Raw genomic sequence first — 18,757 nt, forward strand, 5'->3', positions numbered from 1 at the left:
GCCTACCGGCTTGCGGCCAGGATCGCCTCGATGAAGCGGTGCGCCTTCAGGGCGTCTTCACCGGTGACGCGGAGCGGGGCACCGTTCCGGACGGCGTCGACGAAGTTCCCGATCAGCGCCCGGTGCATCCCGTGCCCGAAGGCCATGGGGTTGGCCCCTGCCCCGCTGCCGGCCTTCTCGCCGGCTTCCACAATGCCGGCTTCCACAATGCCGGTGCCGTCCATGAAAGCGGCTTCGAGCCTGTCGCCGGCAAACACGGCGGCGCCCTTCGTGCCGATGAGTTCGATGCGTTCCGGCAGGCCGGGATAGGCGCAGGTCGTGGCGTTCAGCGTGCCGATCGCGCCGTTTTCGAAAGAGAACGCCGCCGCCGCCAGGTCTTCCGTCTCCATCGAATGGATCGGCGTCGTGCGGACAAAGGACGAGACCTCCTTCGGCGTCCCGGCATAACTCAGAAGCAGATCGATCGTGTGGATGCCCTGGGTGAGCAGCACGCCGCCGCCGTCGCGTGCCCTGGTGCCCCGGCCCTCGACATCGTAATAGCTCTGAGGACGCCAGTTGCGGATCGCCGCCGAGGCTTCGACCAGATCGCCCAGCCGGCCGGACCTGACGATCTCGTCCAGCTTCAAGGCTGCCGGACGGAAGCGGTTCTGGAGGACCATTCCAAGCAGCACGCCGGCATCCTTCGCCGCCTTGACGATCGCCTCGGAGCGTTCCCAGGAAATGTCCAGCGGCTTTTCCAGCAGGATGTGCTTCTTCGCGGCTGCGGCGCGCTCAACAAGTTCCAGATGGCTGCCCGGCGGAGTGAGGATCAGGATCGCCTCGATCGCCTTGTCGGCGAAGATCGCGTCGAGATCGCCGCTCGTCGGGATTGAAGGATATTGCGCGGCGAAAGCTTCCCGCCGGGCAGCCGTCTGGCTATGGGCGGCCACGCATTCGATGCGGTCCGACAGGTCCAGCAGGGCGCGGGCGTGGTGGCCTGCCGCCATGCCGAGGCCGATCATCGCCACTTTCAATTTCGCCATTTTATCCCTCCCGGTGTGCATCAAATATCGTTTGTGCCGTGTGGCCCCTCATCCGCCCTTCGGGCACCTTCTCCCCGCCGGGGAGAAGGGGTATGCCGCGATGTCGCTATTTCCTCCTCTCTCCTGAGGGGAGAGGGTGGCCGAGCAAAGCGGAGGCCGGGTGAGGGAGCGGCTTGCTCCATCGCGAGCCTGGACCAGCCTACCCCAAAACCTCAAGCGTCCGCATGATGCCGCGCAGTTCCGCCAGACCCTTGAGACGGCCGATGCAGGAATAGCCGGGATTCACCCGTTTACCAATGTCGTCGACAATCGCGTGGCCATGGTCGGGGCGCATGGGGATCTGCCAGTCCGCCCGGCCTTCGGCCTTACGGCGCTTTTCCTCCGCCAGCAGCGCCATGACGATACGAACCATGTCGGTATCGCCTTCCAGATGCTCGGCTTCATGGAAGGAGCCGTCGCCTTCCCTGGTGACGTTGCGCAGGTGGGCGAAGTGGATATCAGGCGCAAATTCCTTCGCCATGGCGACAAGGTCGTTTTCCGGGTTGGCGCCGTAGGAACCGGTGCAGAGCGTGATGCCATTCGACGGCGACTTCACCGCCGCCAGCAGCGCGCGGGCATCCGACGCCCTGCAGACGACGCGCGGCAGGCCGAAAAGCGGAAACGGCGGATCGTCCGGGTGGATCGCCATCCTCACGCCCACCTCTTCGGCCACCGGAACGATCTCCTTGAGGAAGGCGAAGAGATTCTCGCGGAACCCGCTTTCCGAAAGCTCCCTGTAGACATCCAGCATGCGGTTGAGGCTCTGCCGGTCGTAGACGAATTCGCGCGCTGGCACCCATTCGATGAGATTGCGCTCCAGCCGGGCGAGATCGCCTTCGCTCGCTGCCTTCAGCCAGGCCTCGGCCTTGGCAATGCGGTCGGCGGGGTGATCGACGTCCGCGCCGGGGCGTTTCAGGATAAGGACGTCATAGGCGCAGAACTCGACGATATCGAAACGCAGCGCCGTGCCGCCATGCGGCATCTCGTATTCGAGATCGGTGCGGGTCCAGTCGGTGATCGCCATGAAGTTATAGCAGATCGTCCTGATCCCGGCCCTGGCGACGGCGCGGATCGACGCCTTGTAATTCTCGATCAGTTCGCGATAGCGGCCGGTGCGGGTCTTGATGTCCTCGTGGACAATGATGCTCTCCACCACCGACCACGTCAGCCCCGCCTCCTCGACGATCGCCTTGCGCCCGGCGATTTCCTCGTCCGGCCAGATGCGGCCATCATTCAGGTGATGAAGCGCGGTGACGATGCCGGTCGCGCCGGCCTGCCTCACATGCGGAAGCTTCACCGTGTCGTCCGGTCCGAACCAGCGCCAGGTCTGTTCCATTGTCCTGTTATCCTGTTAGAGCCGAACGCCGGTGGCGGCGTCGAAAAGATGGCTGCTGGCGGGGGCCAGCGTCAGGTTGAGCACTTCGCCGGTATGGATGAAAAGCCGCTCGCGAAGCTGGGCCGAAATCTTCTGGCCGTCAACCATGCCCTGCACGAAGGTCTCCGAACCGGTCGGCTCGATGTTCGTGACGGTCATCGGAATACCGCCGGACGTGGCGATCGTCAGGTGCTCGGGACGGATGCCGTAAGTCACCGCCGCGCCGGTGGCGGCGGACGCTTCCGCATCGAGCGGCAGGCGGACGCCATTTTCCGTCACCACCGACCTGCGATCCTCCACAACCCTGGCGGCAAGGAAATTCATCGACGGCGAACCGATGAAGCTCGCCACGAAGGTGTTGACCGGCCTGTCATAAAGATCCAGCGGCGCGCCGACCTGTTCCACGATGCCGTCCCTCATCACCACGATGCGGTCGGCCATGGTCATGGCCTCGATCTGGTCGTGGGTGACGTAGACGGTGGTCGTCCTGATGCGGGCGTGGATGTCCTTCAGTTCGGCGCGCATCTGCACGCGCAGCTTGGCGTCGAGGTTCGACAGCGGCTCGTCGAAAAGGAAGACTTTGGGATTGCGGACGATGGCGCGGCCCATGGCGACGCGCTGGCGCTGGCCGCCGGAAAGCTGTTTCGGATAGCGCTGGAGATAATCGGAGAGGCCGAGGATGCGGGCGGCATCCGCAACGCGGGAGGCGATTTCCTCCCTGGATTTCCTGGCGAGCCGGAGCGAGAAACCCATGTTCTCGGCAATCGTCATGTGCGGATAGAGCGCATAGTTCTGGAAGACCATGGCGATGTCGCGGTTCTTCGGCTCGACATCGTTGATGACGCGGCCGTCGATGCGGATCGTGCCATCGGTGATCTCTTCCAGCCCGGCGATCATGCGCAGAAGCGTGGACTTGCCGCAACCGGAGGGGCCGACCAGCACGACGAAGGCGCCATCCGGCACTTCGACCGAAACGCCCTTGATGGTTTCGAAATCGCCATAGGCCTTGCGGACGTTCTGGATTTCAACGGAAGCCATGAGTTTATCCTGGGATTCGAGTGGTTGGCCCCAGTTGGTCCGCGGCGCGGACGGCCGCGAGCAGGCTGAGGCCGGTGTGATAACCGGGGTCGAGGTCGGGCGTGGCCGGCACGAAATCCACCGGACCGTCCCCCTCCCTGGTCGTTGTCATGGTCTGATAGGCGATCGGCGGCGTTCCACGCCAATAACGTTCGAAAAAGGCCGCATGCGCCGTCTTCCAGACACGCAGGCTTTCCGCGCTGCCGGTGCGTCGATGCACCAGCGCCGCGGAACGGATGGTCTCCGGCAGCGACCACCAGGGACAATAGGGACTCTCAGCCTCACCCGTCGTGACGGACACCGTGAGCGCGATACCCGGGCCGACGAAACCCTTGTCGAAGGACGCAACGAGAATGCGCTCCAGGGTTCGGATCAGCGCGGGGTCGACATTGTCGTCGAGATAGTCGAGCGCGAAACCCACGAATTCGATGCCGTGGCCGACATTGCACAAGTCTTCACCCGGCACGTTGCGCAGCAGGCCGGCCGCAGCATCGTAGTGCCGGTCGATGACATGGGCGATGAAGCGGTCGGCATAGGCGAGATGCGCCGTATGGCCGAAACGCTTCAGCATGCCGGCGGCGCCGAGCAGGATCATGCGCGGGCCGAAATCGTCCGCCTGAACGGCAAGGCTGTCGAGCGACAGCAGCCGGCGCTCGTCCATCTGGAAACGGTTGCTCTCGATCGATGCGATGACGCGGTCGAGATAGGCGAGATGGCCGGCAAGGCCGGACAGGCCGTAGCGGCTCGCCGCGGCCACCAGCCCCTTGGCAACGAAGGCGTCGGAATAGGTGAAGATCAGCGCCGGCTTTTCCTGGGGCCGGATGACATCGGCCGCGTCCGCGCAGGTCGGCACCATATCCCTGTCATAGCAGAAATAGGCGTGCCCATCGGGCTTCTGCAGCGCGGCCAGCAGATCGTAGAGGCGCCGGCCGGCGGCATCGAGTTTTTCGGCAAGCGGCGGCAGTTCCGTCTCGAAGAATTCAGCATGGGTGACAAGCGCTTCGAGCCCCCGCCCCTGAATCCAGCCATAGGTATAGCCAGGGCCGCGGATGCCGTCTTCGGCGCCATAATCCTTCAGCGTCAGGCTGTTCTGCTTGATATTGAGGAACCCGCCGCCGAGCACCGGGCGTTGCAGCATCCAGTAGAGCGTGCCGGCATTGGCCGCGGCATAGGTCCTGCGCGCCTCTTTGAAGAATTCCATCGCCGTCACTCCTTGAGGCCGGTGCTGGCGACACCCTGCACGAAATTGCGGCGCAGGATGACGAAGAGCAGGATGGAGGGGATGAGCACCGTTGCCGAAGCGGCGCTGAGGCGTCCGAGATCGACGGTAAAGCCCGTCTGGAACAGCGCCAGGCCCACCTCGATCGTATAGCTGGAGCGGGTGGTCGTGACGATCATCGGCCAGGCGAAGGCGGTCCAGGCCTGGAAGAAGGCGAGCACGGCGAGCGCCCCCAGCGCCCCGCGCAGGAGCGGCAGCACGATGCGGAAGAATATCCAGAATTCCCCTGCGCCATCGATGCGGGCGGCTTCCAGCAACTCGTCCGGGATCGAGTGAATGACGTTCTGCCGGATCAGGAAAATGCCGAAGCTCATCACCAGATAACCGAGCAGCAGACCCCAGACGGAGTTCAGGATGCCGAGGCTCTTCGCCTGGAAATAAAGCGGGATCATGTAGACTTCGAACGGCACGATCGCGGTCGCGAGGAACAGCGCGAAAAGGACGTTCATCGTCTGGAAGCGAAACTTGCCGAAGATATAGCCCGCGATTGCCGAGGTGGCGACGATGGCGACCGTCGACATGACCGCGAAGGCGAGGCTGTTGCCGATCCAGCGCAGCAGCGGCGTCTCCCCGAGCACGGCGGAGAAATTGGCGACGGTCGGATCATGCGGAATGATGGTCGGCGGCCAGGCAAGCATTTCCGCCGGCGTCTTGAAGGCGTTCGCCACGAGAAAGACGAGCGGCAGCAGCATCAGGATCGAAACGGCGACCAGGAAGATGTCGATCGCGAGGTTCGTCAGCTGCTTCCTGCGGCGCAGGCGGCGGCTTTCGGCAAGTTCCTCCGCGGTCGGTTCGACATGGGTGGTCATGAGTTCGATGGTCATGCCTTGCCCCTTTCCCGCAGCATGGAGAACTGGATAAGCGTCAGCACCAGCACGATGACCAGAAGCACCACGGCTTCCGACGCGGCGTAACCGACGCGGTAGTTGCGGAAACTGTTTTCCAGCATGTCGAGGACCAGCACGCGCACCTGCCGGCCGGGGGCGCCCTGCGCGTCCGAGGCCAGCACGAAGGCCTGGGCGTAGACGTTGAAGCCCGAGACCAGCGTGACGACCGAGACGTAGAGGGTAATGGGTTTGAGCATCGGGATGGAGAGATACCAGAAGCTCTGCGGGCCGGAGGCGCCGTCGAGCTTGGCGGCCTCATAGAGCGAGACCGGCAGGTTCTTGAACCCGACGATATAGATCAGCACCGCATAACCCAGCGCCTGCCAGGAGCAGAGGACGATGATGCAGATGACGGACAGGACCGGATCGAACAGCCAGTTCTGCGCCGGAATGCCGAAGAAATTCAGGAATGCGTTGAGCGGTCCGAGCCGGGCGTCGAATATCCACTTCCACGCCATGGCGGCCGGCACCAGCGACACGACATGCGGAATGAAGACCGCCGTCTCGTAGAACCCGGCCATTCTCGACCGGGTGCGGTGGAAGATCAGCGCGGCGATGACGAGCGCCATCGGGATCGTCAGGATGAGCACGCCGAAGGCGATGATCGTCGTGTTGACGAGCGCGTCGAGGAACAGATGGTCGCCCGTCAGCTCGCGGAAATTCGCAAGCCCGATGAACGGCTTGTTCTTCGACAGGATATTCCACTGGAAAAGGCTGAGCCTCAGCGTGTCGGCGATCGGATAAAGCCGCACATAGGCGAAGATCGCCAATGTCGGCAGTATCGCGAGGATCGCAAAAATGAATCTTTTGCGCTTCAGCATGCAGTCATCCTTGATGAACGCCCATCCCTGATAAACGCCCGGGGCGATGATGCTCCGGGCGGATGTCATTGGCGAGTGGCGGACGATGATTATTTCGCCAGCAGGCCTTCCCGGTCGAGGATGGCGCTCACTTCGTCGCTCGTCTTCTTCAGGAAAGCGTCGATCCTGGCATCGTCGCCTGCCATGGAAGCATCGGCGAAGGCGACGACGAGCTGGGCCGCGACACGGGTCAGGATTTCCTCGATCGGGCCGATCGACGGCAGCGTGAAGAATTCGTAGCCCTGCGGATAGTTGACGAAGGCCGCGAAAGCCGGCTGCTTCGCGGTCACGCTCGAATAGTCGACGCCCGAACGGTTCGGCAGCCAGCCAACATTCTGCAGGAGCCAGACGAGATTCTCCGGCGTATTGGCGGCCTTTGCGAATTCCCAGCCCATGTCCGCGTCGTCGCCGGCGACGTAGAGATTGGTCGGCAGGGCGATCGAACCGCGAGGAAGGGGTGCAGTCGCATATTTCAGGTCCGGCGCCTTCTTGGCGATATCGCCGATCACCCAGGATTCGCGGATGAACATGGCCGTCTGGCCGCGTTCGAAGGCATCCGCATCGGCGGGCATTTCCGGCGTGACCGTCTTGGCGGTGAAGATGTTGGCGAGATACTGCTTCAGCGCCTTTCGGCCGGCCTCGTTGGCGAAGTTGGTCTTCCACTTCCCGTCGCCCGCCGGAACCAGGATCGCGCCGCCGAACTGGTGCATGTTGATCCAGAATTTTTCGGCAATGCCCTGGCCGCCGCCGGAAAGGCGCAGGCTCCAGCCGGAGACGGTGGCCTTGCCGGAAGCGTCGCGCTTCGTCAGCTTCTCGGCATAGGCGGAATATTCCTCCATGGTCTTCGGCGGGGCGCTGAGGCCTGCGGCCTTGAACATGTCGGTGTTGTAGTAAAGCGCCCCCTGCCCACGGAAGAGCGGCACGCCGTAGACGACGCCACCGTAACTTGCGGTGTCGCTGAAGAACTTGTCGAAGTTCCTGGTATCCTTGACGAAAGTCGAGATGTCGTCCGGCGCCTTGGGCAGGAGATCGTTTTCGAGATAGCGCGTGGCCGTGGAGCCTGAAAGCTCGATGACGGTGACACCTTCCTGGCCGCCGGTGAGGCCGAGCGCCACACGCTTTTCATGTTCGCGAAGAGCGATCGCCTCGACCTTCACGTCGAGATCCGGATGGGTCGCTTTCAGCCCCTGGGCGACATGTTCATAAAAGGGCGCCATTTCCGGGTAACCGCTCCAGACCGTCAGCGTCTCGGCCGAAGCAGAGGCGATGCCGGAGAGAAGCGTGCCGGAGAAAGCCACGCCCATCAGCAGCGCGCGGGTGGAAATCCTGGTCTTCACTGATGCGTTTTTCATGTCCCTGTTCCCTTGTTGTTGTTGAAAAAAGCTCTCATGCAACCGGTTGCGTGTCAAGCATCGGACGTCTGTTCGAAGCGGCGCGCATCATTGCGTTTTCTCCTCAGTCGCCGTTCGCGAGTGCGATGGCGCAATCGGCCAGCGCTTCGGCCGAGCCCGGCGCGAACGTCGCGGCCAGACCGTAGTAACGGTGCGCCTCGTCCACTTCGTAGCCGCCATGGCGGAACTCGCTGGCCGGGGGGATGTAGCCGGGATTGTCGTCGGCGAAACCGATGACGAAAGCCGGCCTTTCCGGGCCGAGCGCGGCACGGATCGAAAGCGCCGTCTCCGCGAAGATTTCGCCGGGAAGCGCCACGACGGGCACGCCGCCCCAGCGGAGGACGGTAACGCGCGCCGCAAGCGGCTCGGGGATGACGGGCGCGACCGTTCGCGCCCATCCGGCCCAGTGGCCGAGCAGGCTCCTGCGCGCCGGTTCCGCGGTTCGGGCCTCCTCGCGCCAGAGCTTTTCGAGATCTCCGGGCGCTTCGGTCTCACGCCGCTCGAACCGGAGGGCGACGGTTCCGTTTCCGACGACCACCGTATCCGGGAGCGGCTGTTCATCCGCCGCGAGTGCTGCCTCCGCCACCTTGCGGCCGATGCGTTCAGCAGCCTCGTATGTACGGTCGGGATTGGCGGAAAGCGTGATCGAGGCATGCGCCGAATGGCCGGTATTGGCGTCGCCGACGCAACCGGTCATGAACAGCGCCACCGCGCCGGGATAGGTCTCCTCCAGCGCCTGGCGGACGAAATGCGGATAATCCGCGGTCCAGAGAAGATTGTCGGCGGCCAGCACGACCGGATGGCAGGCATAGGCGACGACGACCGCGATCATGCTGCCGTCCCCACCCCGGATGCGCAGCAGCGGCAGGGAAGCGTCCACCGGTCCGCCGGGATGGCGCCGGTTGCGCGCGATCCCCGGGTCGCTTCCCTGCCCCACCGCGATTGTCGCCGGCCGGCGCGCTGCGGCAGCCTTGCCGATCGCCGCGACGCAGGCATCCTCCAGCCGCTCCAGATAAGCCGGATCGGCGGCGAGGCTCAGCCTTCCCGCCATGGAGACAGGACCGCCGTGATTGTGAAGCGCCGCGACCACGACGTTTTCAGCCGGCAGCATGCAACGCTCGCGGATGCGGGCGCTCATGGCCGTATCGATGCCGATGACATCGGCGACGACGACGGCGGTGTCGCCGATCGCCACGGCCCGCACCGTGAGCGGATCGTGCGCGCCTGCGGCGGGCAGGCTGCGGGCCGCGAAGCCGGACATCAGAAGCCCCGGCGGCGGCGTGATATCGATGATGGCGGCCCCGGCCCGGATCATTGGCAAAACGCCTTTTCACCATGGACCCAGGTCTCGCAAACCCGGATCGCCCGGTCGCCCTGCGACCAGTCGAAACGAATGAGATCGGCCCGCGCGCCGACTTCCAGCCGCCCCCGGCCACCCGCGAAACGGCCGGGATTTTCCGTCGCCAGCAACAAGGCGTCGGCCAGGGGGATATCGGCCATTTGCGCGGCGAGCGCCACATTGGCGGAAAGCGGCAGGCTGGCGCCTGCAAGATAGGGCGTGCCGGCGACACCGATGCGGCCTTCCGGCGAAACCTCGACGCGACCTCCCACCGGCTGCTCGTAGAGGCCGGGCGGCATGCCGGCGAGCGCCACCATGTCGGACACGAGGACCGCGCGTTCCATGCCCTTGGCGCGCAGCATGGCCTTGAAAGTATCGGCCGGCAGGTGCCAGCCATCGGCGATGAAACTCGCCGTCAGCCGGTCGTCGGCAAGTTGTGCCCAGATGAAATTCGGGTGACGCGGCAGGATGGCGGCAGCGCCATTGCCGAGATGGGTGGAGAGGACCGCGCCCGCCTCCGCCGCGGCATGGATTTCCTCTGGCGTCGCATCGGTGTGCCCGAGCGCGACGTGGACCCCGCGCGCCGTCAATGCCCGGACATAATCGATGCTGCCCTCGTGCTCCGGCGCGATGGTCACCATCGAAACGAGATTGCCGGAAACCCTCTGCCAGCGCTCGAATTCCGCTACCGACGGCGGGCGGACGTGCTGCAGCGGATGGGCTCCGCGCGGGCCGTCCTTGCCGGAAATCGACGGGCCCTCGACATGCACGCCGGGCACCATTTCGGCAATCAGCCGATGGCCGGCCCGGATACCACCGGCGAGAGCCTCCAGCGTCTGCAGGATCGTTTCCCCGGATGCCGTGATGATCGTCGGCAGCCAGGTGGTGACCCCGACGCTCAACAGTTCCTCGCAGAGCGAAAGAACGATCTTCGGCGTCACTTCGCCATTGTTCAGGTCGAAACCCCGGAAGCCGTTGACCTGAAGGTCGATCAGGCCCGGAGAGACATAGTGTGGGCCGGTGTCTTCCGAGGGACGGATAGCGGCGATCCTGCCGTCGGCGATCTCGATCGCGATGCCCTTGCCGGTACGGGGATCGATACCGTCGACGACCATGGTCAAAGCGCCCTCACCCGTCCTTCGAAATTGGCGATGAAGCGGCTGTTCGCCTCGTCTCCGCCCGGCGCATTGCCGCTGCGCCATACCGGCGGCTCGATGCCCCGTTCGACAAGCTTGGCGACGGTTCGGATGACGAGGCAATTCAGCGTGAAGGCGTTGGCGAAGGTGGAGATCGCCGCGATATTCTCACTCATGCCCGGCACGGTCACGACGGCATCGCCGATCGGGACCTTCGTATCCACGGCTATGTCGACGATATCGTGGAGATTCTGCCTGGTCGGATGGCGCGCGGGATGATCCGGCGCGGTGTTAGCGGCATGCTGGCGAGAGTTGATGCCGATCAGGAAGACCCCGCGACGGCGTGCTTCAAGCGCCGCATCGATCAGCGCCGCGTTGATGCCGTACGCATTCACCAGGATCAGCAGGCCGGTTTCGCCGAGCCGCTGGTTGGCGATCACCACCTTGCCGTAACCGGGGGTACGCTCGATCGCCATGGAGCGCAACGCGCCGTTCGAAAGCAGCGTGCCCTCGTCAAGGATCGCGCTGATATGCATCAGCCCGCCGGCCCGGAAGAAGACTTCCTGCGAGGCGAGATTGGAATGGCCGCCCGGCCCGTAGATATGCACCAGCCGGTCGGCGGCGATCTGGTCGGCAAGCTTTGCCGCAGCCTGATCCAACGGCGCCTTCTCCTCTTCCAGAACCCGGCGCATCAAAGCCTGCGTCGAGGCGAAATAACCTTCGCAGAGTGCATCCGCATCGATCACGGTCTTCTCAGGCATCGGGGTCGGAGTCCTTGTCGAGATAAAGGGTGCAAGCCTCATGGATGCGCAGGACGCTGGCCGGGCATTCGGTGCTGAGAGGCCCGTAAAGCGTCTTCGAAACCGCCAGGCGCTTGACGGCGCCCGGCACGACGCAGAAGAGACGGTCGGCCCGCATCAGGCGCGGCACGGTCAGCGTCACCGCGCGATGCGGAACCGAAGCAAGGTCGGGAAAGCAATCGTCGTCCACCTGCTGCTGCCGGCAGATATCGTCGAGTTCGACGATCTTGACATCGGCAGGGTCATTGAAATCGGCGACAGGCGGGTCGTTGAAGGCGATATGGCCGTTCACGCCGATGCCGAGGCAGACGAAATCGACCGGCGCTTCGTTCAGAAGGTCGCAATAACGCCGAACCTCCGCTGCGGCATCCGGCTCCGGTGTGATGCGATGGACGGCGGCAAAGGGCAGCCGGGAAAAGACATGCTCGTCCAGCCAGTTGCCGAAGCGGGCCGGCGAGGATGGCGGCAGGCCGATATACTCGTCCATGTGAAAAGCGGCGACACGGCTCCAGTCGATGCCCGGCGCGGCGCAAAGCGCCTTCAGCATGTCCGCCTGACTGGGCGCGGCGGCAAACACCATCCGCACCCCAGACTGGCGGGCAAGACGCCCGGCCAGTGCGGCCGCGATGTCGGCCGCCGCCGCCGCCCCCATTTCCGCCCGCGTTGCAAAGCTTTCGACCGAGAGCCGGTCGACGGTCCGCCGTGTTTCCGGCGAAGGACGAGGGGCAGTGACGAGGTTCAACGCGGTCTCCATGTCGTCGATACGGGGAACCGCGCGCGTCGCCGCGCCCGTTGCAGTTCCCCATTTTTCTTGTTGCCGGAAGACTTTCATGCAACCGGTTGCATGTCAAGTGGATGAATGGCAGTCTTCGCGCTCGAATTGATGGAGCGGTGGCATTCGTGGTAGTCGGATCGAAAACGGACGGGTTTCCAGAATCCATGATCAAGCGAGCCAAGGGCGTCACCATCAGCCAGGTCGCGGAAGCGGCCGGGGTCGCACGTTCCAGCGTCTCGCGGGCCTTTACCCGGCCGGACATGCTGAGCCCCGAAACCGTCACCCGCATCATGAAGGCCGCCGAGGCGCTGGGCTACGTGCCGAACCACACGGCGCGCGCGCTGAGCACCGGCCGCCACGGCAATGTCGGGCTGATCGTGCCGGACATCGCCAACCCTTTCTTTCCGCCGATGATCCAGGCGGCCCAGATCGAGGCGGACCGGTCCGACTTCTGCATCTTCCTCGGCAATACCGAGGAAAACCCCAAGCAGGAGGACAAGCTGGTCAGCCGGTTCGCGGGCCAGGTGGAAGGACTGGTGCTGGCCTCCTCGCGCCTTTCCGACGAGCGCATCCGCGCCCATGCCGGCCAGTTGCCGCTCGTGCTGATCAACCGCGATCTCGACGGCATTCCCCGCGTGCTGATCGACAGCGGTTCGGGCGTGCGCGAGGCGGTCGAACACCTGGCCAGGCTCGGGCATGGCAAGATCGTCTATGTGAGCGGCCCGTCAACCTCCTGGTCCAACAAGCAGCGGCGCTCCGCGGTGCGGGCGGCCGCATCCAGCCTCGAGGTCCAGGTCGAGACCGTGCCGGCCGTGCTGCCCAGCTACAATTCCGGCCGCAACGCGGTCGGCGCCATCCTGGCCACCGGGGCGACGGCCGCAATCGCCTTCGACGACCTGACGGCGCAGGGCGTGCTGGCCGGCCTTGCCGAAAAGCATGTGAGCGTCCCCGGCGATTTCAGCCTGATCGGCTGCGACGACGTGCTCGGGGCGATGACCTACCCGGCGCTCACCTCCGTTTCCAACCGCTCGATGGAGGCCGGCCGCGTCGCCGTTTCGCTGCTGCTCGACATGCTGCAATCGCGCGCCATCCGCGACGTGCGCTACGTGTTGGAAACCCATCTCGTCGTGCGGAACACGACGGCCGCCCCGCGATAGGCGCGGGAACCTTGTCGTCCGGGGCGGGTTCGGGAAGCGTCCCCCAACCTGCCTCCGGAGGCTTCGATGCCCAGGAAAAAGAAATGGTCACAGGACGTGACCGAGCATAGCGACGCGCTGGATCTCAAGGAAGGCGTGTTCAAATCACGCAGTCCCAGGAAGATCGCGGATTCGCTCAAACATTCGGCCGAGGCCAGCGACAGGCGCAAGTCGAGCCCGTTCCGCTCGGCCATGTCGATGCTGAACTTCTACATCAACCGGGCCGGCGACCAGCTTTCCGGGTCGAGGCGCGCGACGCTGGAAAAGGCCAAGGACGAGTTGCGCAAGGACTATGGCCGTGAACCGAAGCGGTAAGAACGCGCCGCCCGGCCTCGACGCCGCTGTTCCCGCGACCGACACGACCGTGGAGGCGATTTTCCTCCAGCCCCGCGGCCGGGTGCCTGCCCCTCCGGTCTGCCAGCCTGCCGATCCCTGCCTGCGACCCGGTGGAAGGGATCGCGCTTCGAAATGCCGTTGGCGGAGCTGACAGGCGGCGAAGGGCGCGGCATCCGTCCGCCCCTCATAAGCCGGCATATTCGGGCCATTAGATTTAAGCCGGAAGGGGTTTTCCAGCCCGGAGAGCGTTTGACCGTCCCTGAAATATATGGCTACCTTATACCCTAGCGCGAACGGGGGGAGACTGTTTCGCGCCGCCACCATCCGGCCTCGCCCGTAAGGTGCCGGACTGAACTCCGGGAGGAGAGTGCAGTGAAACGATTTCTCGCAGGCGCGCTGGCGCTGGTGTTTTCCGCAGTGATGTCGCCGGGTGGCGTGAACGCAGCCGACGACAACTATCCAAGCCGGCAGATCACGCTGATCGCCGGCTTTCCGGCCGGCAGCGGCGCCGATGTCTACGCCCGCTTCTTCGCAAAGAAGCTCGAGGAAAAGCTCAAGCAGACCGTCATCGTCGAAAACAAGCCGGGCGGCCTCGGAAGCCTTTCGGTCGTCGCGCTGAAAAACGCGAAGCCGGACGGGTATACGATGCTGATCGGCTCCGCCGACCAGTTCACCGCCGCGCCGCACGTCTTCAAGAGCCCGCCCTATGATCCGCTGACCGATTTCGACTATATCGCGCCCGTCTTCAGCCAGGCGTTCATGATGCTGGTCAGCGCCAAATCGCCCTACAAGCACATTTCCGAACTGACGACCGCGATGAAGGAAAAGGGCGACAAGGCCTCCTACGCCACGCCGAACTTCCCGGCGACGATCCTCGCCGAGATGTACAAGGCCAATGCCGGGGGCCTGGACACGCTGCAGGTGCGCTACAAGACCAGCGCCGACTCCCTGAACGATTTCGCCAGCGGCGCGATCGACTACATGGTCGGCGATCCGGTCTTCGGACTGGCCCGCTCGCGCGACGGGACGTTGCGCATTCTCGCGGTCAGCACGGCAAAACGCATCTCCTCCGTTCCCGACATCCCGACCTTCCAGGAGGAAGGCGTGCCCAATGTCGACGTCCGCATCTGGTGGGTCCTGGCAGCGCCCAAAGGTACGCCGAAGCCGATCCTGGACAAGATGCACAAGGTGATGACGGAGGTCACCACCAGCGAGGAGTCCCGCAAGTTCGTCGGCACCAATGGCGGCGAACCGATGACCCTCGACAACCCCCAGGCCACCCTCGACTACGCGACGATGGACGTGAAGCGCTGGGAAGACTGGGCGAAGATCGGCAAGATCGAGAAGCAGTAGGCGGCCGGAAAGCCGCATGGGAAAGGCCGGGCTTCATTCCGGCCTTTCCCCATTGCGCGAAACCGGAGCGGCGCACGCACGCAGGAGCGTACCTCACTCGCCGCGCCAGCCGTCCTGGTAGACAACCTTGTCGACGTCGGCGAAGCGGGCGATGCGCAGAAGCTCGGCGTCCAGTTTCTCCAGCCGGCCGACGGAAGGCCGAACGCCCTTTTCCAGCCATAGCCGCCTGACGTCGAGCACATTCGCCCTGCGGTCTGCCTTCATGTCGATGCGCCCGATCATCCGGTCGCCTTCGAGCAGCGGAAAGACGTAATAGCCGTATTGCCGTTTGGGCTCGGGCACGAAAACCTCGATACGGTAGAAGAAATCGAAGAGCCGCTCGGCCCGGTCACGGTCGCGCAGGAGCGGATCGAAAGGGCTGAGCACGCGCACGCGGGCCGGCGGTTCGGGAATATCGCCGGGATTTTCCGGAAAACCCGCGAAGGCGAACGACGGGCGCGGCCGGCCGCCATTGGCGGAGCCGATCAGCACTTCCGTCAATTCGTCGCGATGATCGGCCACCCAATCCTTCGCCTCCTGCGGCGTCACGAGGTCCCAGAAGGCGGCGATCTCCCCCGAGGTTGCGAAACCGAGCCTCTCCAGTGCGCTGCGGCAGGCCCAGTCGATGAACTCCTCGTGGCTCACTTCCGGTTCGTGATGGCGCGGCGGGATGACCCGTTCCATCAGGTCGTAGATCTTCTGGAAATTGACCCGGCCGGCAATCGCGAGCTTGCCCGTATGCCAGTAATATTCGAGGGCCGTCTTGTTCGGATGCCAGTTCCACCAGCCGCCGGACTTGTGGTCTTCCGTCTTCATGTCGCGCGACATGATCGCGCCGTTCTCGGCGATGTGCCGGAACGTTTCCTCGAAAGCGGCGTCAAAACCCTCGCCGTGCCATTTCCTCCAGCGCTCGGCGAGGATCGGCTCCCGGCGGAGAAACCGGTGCTTCCAGTACCGGAAGAGGCGCGAGGGAATGATCGAGGCGTCGTGCGTCCAATGCTCGAAAAGCTCGCCGTCCTTTTCCAGAAGCGCGGTCAGATGTTCGCGCCTGTAGGTCTGGTTGCGGGAGAACAGGATCATGTGATGGGCGCGTTCGACGGTCGCGATACTGTCGACCTGCACGAAGCCGAGATCGTCGATGAGCTGCAGCAGACCCGTCTTGGCAAGAGCCCGGCCGGGCGGCCCGGAAAGCCGCTGCCGGTCGAGGAATATCTTTCGGGCCTGATCGTTCGGAATGAGAATCGCCATGGCGGATAGACTAGGATGCCGGCGCGGCGGTTTCAATGTTTATGTTTTGTTCCGAATTCCCCTCGCCTGTCATCCGGTTTATAGACCGCTGAAAAGCGAGGGTGAGGCTTGGATATACGGTTCGAAGAGGCTGAGGCGCATTTCGAGGGGCGCACCGTGCTCCATCCGTTGACGCTTTCGCTCACGGAACGGCGCATCGGCATCATCGGGCTCAACGGCTCGGGCAAGACGACTTTCGCCCGGATGATCAACGGCCTGGTGGCGCCGTATGCCGGCCGCGTCACGGTCAACGGCTTCGACACCGCAAGGGATGGCGACAGGGTGCGCGCCGAAGCCGGCTTCATCTTCCAGAACCCGCAGAACCAGATCATCCTGCCGATCCTGCGGGAAGACATGGCGCTCGGCCTGAAATCGCGGAGACTGCCGACGCGGGAAATCGACGCGGCCGTGAACGGAGTGCTTTCCCGTTTCGGCATAGGTCATCTGGCGGAGCGCCGGGCGCATGAGCTTTCCGGCGGCGAATTGCAGCTCGCGGCGCTTGCCTCGGTGCTGGTCACCCGGCCCAATATCCTGATCATGGACGAACCGACCAACCAGCTCGACCTGAGGAACCGCGACCTCGTGGAACGGACGATCCGCGGCCTCGACGAAGACGTCATCGTCATCAGCCACGACCTCTCGCTGATTGCGGATTTCGACCGGGTCCTGCTGTTCCATGAAGGCCGCCTCGCCGCCGACGGCGTTCCCTGGGACATCATAGCGCGGTATCGGGAAATCGCCGCATGAAGACGCTTTATGTCGAAGGCGACACTTTCCTGCACCGGCTGTCGCCGCGGACAAAGCTCCTGGGGCTCGCGGCGGCCAGCTTCCTGCTCTTCCTGACCGATTCGCATATGCTTCTCGGCATTGCCGCCGTCTCCGGAGCCTGCCTCTACGCTTCGCTGGGGCTCGGATGGCGGAAATCCTGGCTTCGCCTGCGGATGGTCGTGCTGACGGTCGCCGCCGTTTCGATCTTCACGCTGGTTCTCAACAGTCCGGGCCAGGCGCTTGTCGTGCTCATGCGGCTCAGCGCCCTGGCGCTTTGCGCGGCCGCCGTCACGGCGACCACGAGCACCGGCGATTTCATCGACGAAATCACGCTCGCGGCCCGGCCGCTGGAGCGGCTCGGCCTCATCAAGGCGGCGGATGTCGGCCTCGCGATCGGCCTCGTGATCCGTTTCGTGCCAGAGGTGGTGGACCGTTATCAGGCCATCCGCGACGCCCATCACGCCCGGGGGTTGAAGCCCGCCCCATTGACGCTCGCGGCCCCCTTGATCATCCTGACGCTCAGGAATGCCGACGAGATCGCCGCAGCCATCGACGCCCGCGGCATCCGGGCACGGAAGTGACATTGCCACGACATTGAGGATACATATCCATGAGCACTCGGGATCTCGTTCTGGCCGCCCTGTTCGCCGCGATCATCGTGGCGCTGGGCCTGGTGCCTCCGATCATGCTCGGCTTCATTCCGGTGCCGATCTCCGCCCAGTCGCTGGGCGTCATGCTGGCCGGCGTCGTCCTCGGCGCCAGGCGGGGTGGCTTCGCCGTGCTGCTCGTCCTGCTGCTCGTGGCGATCGGCCTGCCGGTGCTTTCCGGCGGGCGCGGCGGCCTTGCGACTTTCGTCTCCCCGACCGCCGGCTATCTCGTCGGCTGGTTCTTCGCAGCCTTCGTCACCGGTTATCTTTCTGAACGCTTCGTGGACCGCTCGCAGAGCGGCATCGTGCAGATCGCCGGCTTCTTCCTTGCCGCATTGTTCGGCGGCGTCCTGATCGACCACACGCTCGGCATTCTCTACCTCGCCTACGGCACGGGCACCGGCCTCTCGACGGCCTTCATGGGCGACCTCGCCTTCATTCCGGGCGACGCCCTGAAAGCGCTGATCGCCGCCTTTGCCGGACGGGCGGTAATGGTGGGCTATCCGCTGCTGCCGCAGCGCGCCTGAACGACGGCCGTGTTTCCATTCCGTCCTTCGCGCGCCATTGTCCCGAAGCCGGCTCCCGCCTTCGCGGCAACGCGGCCTCAATCGAGAAACTGGTAGAACCAGTCACGCAGTTCCTCGGGAAGCGCCACGGGTTCGCGGCTTTCCGGATCGTGGGCTGTCCAGACGACCTCCGCCTCCGCCACGGCTTCATTGCCCCGCAGCATGTGCACCAGAAAACCGGCGGACTTTCCGCCTATCTTGCTGATGCCGATATGCGTATGCACGACATCGCCGAGCCTCAGGGGCGAATGGAAGGTGCAGGTGATCTTGCCGACCGCGAAGAAGGGATCGTCCTTCTGGTGCTTGCGGCGCCGCCAGAATTCCGTGACCGCCTCCTCCGCCCTGACGACATAGGCCGACCGGAACATCTCCCCATGCATGTCCACGTCGCGGAACGGCACGCGGAATTCCTGCGATTTGACGGTATCCTTGACCACTACGACCTCGGGCTAGAACTGCCTCCATGTAAGACCATTCTTTCAATCCAAACAAGCACCGGGCCAAACAGGCGCCGGGCAAGGAGATGCAGCTTGAAAAAATGCTGCGCCTGCGCCATGTCGAGATCGTCCGCCGCCGGGTCGGGAC

At 64.4% G+C, this 18,757-nt stretch carries 19 protein-coding genes; 6 read left to right on the top strand and 13 right to left on the bottom strand.

Annotated elements, in window-relative coordinates:
- Positions 1-2 precede the first annotated feature (2 nt).
- From ACFFP0_RS15890 to ACFFP0_RS15940, 11 genes are all read right to left on the bottom strand, one after another.
- Positions 3-1,022 (bottom strand): Gfo/Idh/MocA family protein, encoded by a 1,020-nt coding sequence (locus ACFFP0_RS15890; RefSeq protein ID WP_377262515.1) that lies wholly within the window; start codon positions 1,020-1,022, stop codon positions 3-5.
- A 199-nt stretch (positions 1,023-1,221) separates the two neighbouring features.
- On the bottom strand, positions 1,222-2,397 hold the full coding sequence (gene uxuA / locus ACFFP0_RS15895) for a mannonate dehydratase (RefSeq protein WP_377262517.1): 1,176 nt from the start codon (positions 2,395-2,397) through the stop codon (positions 1,222-1,224).
- 15 nt (positions 2,398-2,412) lie between these two features.
- Positions 2,413-3,474 carry an ABC transporter ATP-binding protein gene (locus ACFFP0_RS15900; RefSeq protein WP_377262519.1) on the bottom strand — a complete coding sequence of 354 codons (1,062 nt, stop codon included), beginning with the start codon at positions 3,472-3,474 and terminating at the stop codon, positions 2,413-2,415.
- A gap of 4 nt (positions 3,475-3,478) precedes the next feature.
- Positions 3,479-4,714: an AGE family epimerase/isomerase gene (locus tag ACFFP0_RS15905; RefSeq protein ID WP_377262521.1), complete on the bottom strand. Its 1,236-nt coding sequence runs from the start codon at positions 4,712-4,714 to the stop codon at positions 3,479-3,481.
- Positions 4,715-4,719: 5 nt separating this feature from the next.
- Positions 4,720-5,616 (bottom strand): carbohydrate ABC transporter permease, encoded by an 897-nt coding sequence (locus tag ACFFP0_RS15910; protein ID WP_377262523.1) that lies wholly within the window; start codon positions 5,614-5,616, stop codon positions 4,720-4,722.
- Positions 5,613-6,500, bottom strand: coding sequence for a carbohydrate ABC transporter permease (locus tag ACFFP0_RS15915; RefSeq protein ID WP_377262525.1), 888 nt, complete (start codon positions 6,498-6,500; stop codon positions 5,613-5,615). Before ACFFP0_RS15915 ends, ACFFP0_RS15910 begins: the two co-directional genes overlap by 4 nt.
- Positions 6,501-6,589: 89 nt before the next feature.
- Complete coding sequence (locus ACFFP0_RS15920; protein ID WP_377262527.1) at positions 6,590-7,891, bottom strand: ABC transporter substrate-binding protein; 1,302 nt, start codon at positions 7,889-7,891, stop codon at positions 6,590-6,592.
- A gap of 103 nt (positions 7,892-7,994) precedes the next feature.
- Entirely contained in the window at positions 7,995-9,245 is a 1,251-nt protein-coding gene (locus tag ACFFP0_RS15925; protein ID WP_377262529.1) for an alkaline ceramidase, read from the bottom strand.
- Positions 9,242-10,384, bottom strand: a complete 1,143-nt coding sequence (locus ACFFP0_RS15930) for an N-acetylglucosamine-6-phosphate deacetylase (RefSeq protein WP_377262921.1) — start codon at positions 10,382-10,384, stop codon at positions 9,242-9,244. Before ACFFP0_RS15930 ends, ACFFP0_RS15925 begins: the two co-directional genes overlap by 4 nt.
- Before the next feature lie 2 nt (positions 10,385-10,386).
- Positions 10,387-11,166 (bottom strand): sugar isomerase domain-containing protein, encoded by a 780-nt coding sequence (locus ACFFP0_RS15935; protein WP_377262531.1) that lies wholly within the window; start codon positions 11,164-11,166, stop codon positions 10,387-10,389.
- On the bottom strand, positions 11,159-11,947 hold the full coding sequence (locus tag ACFFP0_RS15940; RefSeq protein ID WP_377262533.1) for a 6-phosphogluconolactonase: 789 nt from the start codon (positions 11,945-11,947) through the stop codon (positions 11,159-11,161). The genes ACFFP0_RS15935 and ACFFP0_RS15940 overlap by 8 nt, the downstream gene beginning before the upstream one ends.
- Before the next feature lie 197 nt (positions 11,948-12,144).
- Here ACFFP0_RS15940 and ACFFP0_RS15945 point away from each other — a divergent pair, with 197 nt between their 5' ends.
- From ACFFP0_RS15945 to ACFFP0_RS15955, 3 genes are all read left to right on the top strand, one after another.
- Positions 12,145-13,137, top strand: a complete 993-nt coding sequence (locus tag ACFFP0_RS15945; RefSeq protein WP_377262535.1) for a LacI family DNA-binding transcriptional regulator — start codon at positions 12,145-12,147, stop codon at positions 13,135-13,137.
- A 66-nt stretch (positions 13,138-13,203) separates the two neighbouring features.
- Positions 13,204-13,491, top strand: coding sequence for a DUF3175 domain-containing protein (locus tag ACFFP0_RS15950; protein WP_377262537.1), 288 nt, complete (start codon positions 13,204-13,206; stop codon positions 13,489-13,491).
- 393 nt (positions 13,492-13,884) lie between these two features.
- Positions 13,885-14,865, top strand: a complete 981-nt coding sequence (locus ACFFP0_RS15955; protein ID WP_377262539.1) for a Bug family tripartite tricarboxylate transporter substrate binding protein — start codon at positions 13,885-13,887, stop codon at positions 14,863-14,865.
- A gap of 93 nt (positions 14,866-14,958) precedes the next feature.
- Here ACFFP0_RS15955 and ACFFP0_RS15960 read toward each other — a convergent pair whose 3' ends face one another.
- Positions 14,959-16,152, bottom strand: a complete 1,194-nt coding sequence (locus ACFFP0_RS15960) for a winged helix-turn-helix domain-containing protein (RefSeq protein ID WP_377262541.1) — start codon at positions 16,150-16,152, stop codon at positions 14,959-14,961.
- A gap of 108 nt (positions 16,153-16,260) precedes the next feature.
- Here ACFFP0_RS15960 and ACFFP0_RS15965 point away from each other — a divergent pair, with 108 nt between their 5' ends.
- From ACFFP0_RS15965 to ACFFP0_RS15975, 3 genes are read left to right on the top strand one after another with little or no spacing between them, the layout of a single operon-like run.
- The gene (locus tag ACFFP0_RS15965; protein ID WP_377262543.1) at positions 16,261-16,938 is read left to right on the top strand and encodes an energy-coupling factor ABC transporter ATP-binding protein; all 678 of its coding nucleotides are present in this window, start codon (positions 16,261-16,263) and stop codon (positions 16,936-16,938) included.
- Positions 16,935-17,540: an energy-coupling factor transporter transmembrane component T family protein gene (locus tag ACFFP0_RS15970; RefSeq protein WP_377262545.1), complete on the top strand. Its 606-nt coding sequence runs from the start codon at positions 16,935-16,937 to the stop codon at positions 17,538-17,540. Before ACFFP0_RS15965 ends, ACFFP0_RS15970 begins: the two co-directional genes overlap by 4 nt.
- Before the next feature lie 29 nt (positions 17,541-17,569).
- On the top strand, positions 17,570-18,133 hold the full coding sequence (locus ACFFP0_RS15975) for a biotin transporter BioY (RefSeq protein ID WP_377262547.1): 564 nt from the start codon (positions 17,570-17,572) through the stop codon (positions 18,131-18,133).
- A gap of 77 nt (positions 18,134-18,210) precedes the next feature.
- On the opposite strand, the gene ACFFP0_RS15980 is transcribed toward ACFFP0_RS15975, so the two are convergent.
- Complete coding sequence (locus tag ACFFP0_RS15980; RefSeq protein WP_377262549.1) at positions 18,211-18,609, bottom strand: acyl-CoA thioesterase; 399 nt, start codon at positions 18,607-18,609, stop codon at positions 18,211-18,213.
- Positions 18,610-18,757: the final 148 nt, after the last annotated feature.

The sequence above is a fragment of the Neorhizobium puerariae genome, from assembly GCF_042429745.1.
Taxonomy (GTDB): domain Bacteria; phylum Pseudomonadota; class Alphaproteobacteria; order Rhizobiales; family Rhizobiaceae; genus Neorhizobium; species Neorhizobium puerariae.